General features: G+C 54.4%; 2 protein-coding genes and 1 pseudogene. 1 reads left to right on the forward strand and 2 read right to left on the reverse strand.

Translation table 11 applies throughout. The features are described from left to right. Both MVC73_RS09670 and tdh read right to left on the reverse strand, forming a co-directional pair. Nucleotides 1-562 (reverse strand): annotated as a pseudogene (locus MVC73_RS09670) (phenylalanine--tRNA ligase subunit alpha); the annotation flags it as partial. A gap of 70 nt (nt 563-632) precedes the next feature. Beyond that, nucleotides 633-1682, reverse strand: coding sequence for an L-threonine 3-dehydrogenase (tdh, locus tag MVC73_RS09675; RefSeq protein WP_297510407.1), 1050 nt, complete (start codon nt 1680-1682; stop codon nt 633-635). Nucleotides 1683-1859: 177 nt separating this feature from the next. Between tdh and MVC73_RS09680 the strand changes: the two genes are divergently transcribed. Continuing rightward, on the forward strand, nt 1860-2103 hold a 244-nt coding region (locus MVC73_RS09680), incomplete at its 3' end, for an AAA family ATPase (RefSeq protein WP_297510404.1).

A 2103-nucleotide genomic window follows, 5' to 3' on the forward strand; every position in this document is an offset into this window, starting at 1 on the left:
CAGGGGTTATCTCAACCTCCCTTTCCGTAACTGTTTCTTCCTCGGCTATCTTCCTCCTCTTCAGCTCTTTAATTGGAACGAACTTCTGGATCTCGCTCAGGGAGACGGTTTCCTTCTCCGCGAGAAGTTTCAAAGCCCTATCGATGGGTCTCTCCCCAGCATTGAGACCCTTCTCGGTTATCTCCAGAACGAGCTTTCCGTCTTCCTTTCTAACGCTCGCCCAGCCCTCCTTCCTCAGGAGGCCAACTATGGGTTTAAGTTCCTCCTCGCTGAGAACCTCGGAGAGATCGTCCAGGGTGACCTTCCCTTTTTCTTTTAGAACCTTTAGAGCCCTCCACTCCGGAAGGCCTATCCCTGCGTACTCCCTTCCCGTGTCCGTGAGAACGGCAACTTTTTCGCTCCTCTCGTGGAGATTAGCAAGCCCCTTGGCCTGAAGTCCTAACACAGCTCTCATAACCGCGACCTGGTCGAGACCGGTTTCCCTTACCAGCTCCTCGAACTTCGCCTTCCTGAGCCCCGCGAGTTTTATGAGCGTGAGTTTCTCCTGGTAGCTTAGCTCCATACTGCCACCTCCCGTGGTGAATGTGGGGGAAATTACTTAAGAATTGCGGTGGAGAAAGAAAAGGAGAAACTCACTCCTTGGGGAAGAAAACGACTTTGCCAGTCTTTCCGGCGCGCATGAGTTCAAAAGCCTCTTCAAATTTCTCGAAGCCCTTGTACCTGTGGGTGATTATTGGGTCGAGGTTCAGCTTGCCACTCTGTATGAGGCTGGAAACCGTGTACCAGGTCTCCCAGAGGTGCCTCCCGGTTATGCCGTGAATCTCAAGGGCCTTGAAGATTATGAAGTTGTTGAAGTCTATCGAAACGTCCCTCGGGAAAAGGCCCAGCAGCGAAACCCTCCCTCCAGGGGTTGTTGCAGCCAGGCCCTGTTCGAGGGCTTTTGGAGCGCCGCTGAACTCGAGGAACACCTCGACTCCGGCTCCATCCGTGATATCCATGACTGCCTTGACCGGATCCTCCTCGAAGGGATTGATGACGTAGTCGGCACCCACCTTCTTCGCCAAGTTCCTCCTGAACTCGCTCGGCTCGGAAACTATCACAGGGTAAGCACCGGATGCCTTGGCCACTGTAATTCCAAGCAATCCTAGGGGACCGGCACCGGTTATAAGGGTGCTCCTTCCGGCTATGGGGCCGGCCAAAACGGTGTCAACCGCGTTGCCAAGCGGCTCCTGCAGGGAAGCGTACTCTGGCTTCATGCCCTTCGGGTTCTTCCAGGCGTTCTGGGCCGGAACTATCGCGTAGGTGGCGAAGACACCATCCATATCAACTCCAAAAATCTTCGTGTTCTGGCAGACGTGGTAGCGGTTGTGCTTGCATGCATAGCACTTGCCGCAGACGATGTGAGTTTCCGCGCTTATGTAATCACCCACCTCGAGGGTGTCAACGCCCGGGCCAACCTCAACTACCTCACCTGCAACCTCGTGGCCCATTATCTGGGGCGGCTTGATTCTGCTCTGGGCCCATTCGTTCCACTCGTAGATGTGCAAATCAGTTCCGCATATGCTAGTTGCGAGAACCCTGATGAGAACCTCGCCCGGACCGGGCTTTGGAACGTCAACTTCAACGAGTTCAGCGCCGTAAGCGGGCTTCGTCTTCATAATAGCCGGCATCTTCTCGGCCATGGCAACCATCTCCTTAACCTTACAATCCATATCTTAACGGGGACGATATAAACCTTTTGTGGCCGGAGCAACGGAGGAGGGAAAGGAAGTTCCATACGGGGTCGGGGAAAAACGAACCCACCAAAAATCGGAAGGCTTATATCTCCCGGCGCCAACTTTGAATGGGAGGGGCTGACTATGGCACTTATTGTTGTTACCGGGCGCGGTGGTGCAGGTAAGACGACGACTACTGCAAACCTCAGTTCTGTTCTCGCCTCTAAGGAATACCGCGTCCTGGCCATTGATGGTGACCTGTACCTCCCCAACCTCGGCTTCCACTTCTCGCTCGATAACGTGAGGTATACTCTCCACTCCATTCTCCGGAACCCCGACTTGGACCCTGAGTGGGCAATCTACAAACACGGCCCCACAGGTGTTCATG

This window comes from Thermococcus sp., assembly GCF_027052235.1.
Classification (GTDB): Archaea; Methanobacteriota_B; Thermococci; order Thermococcales; family Thermococcaceae; genus Thermococcus.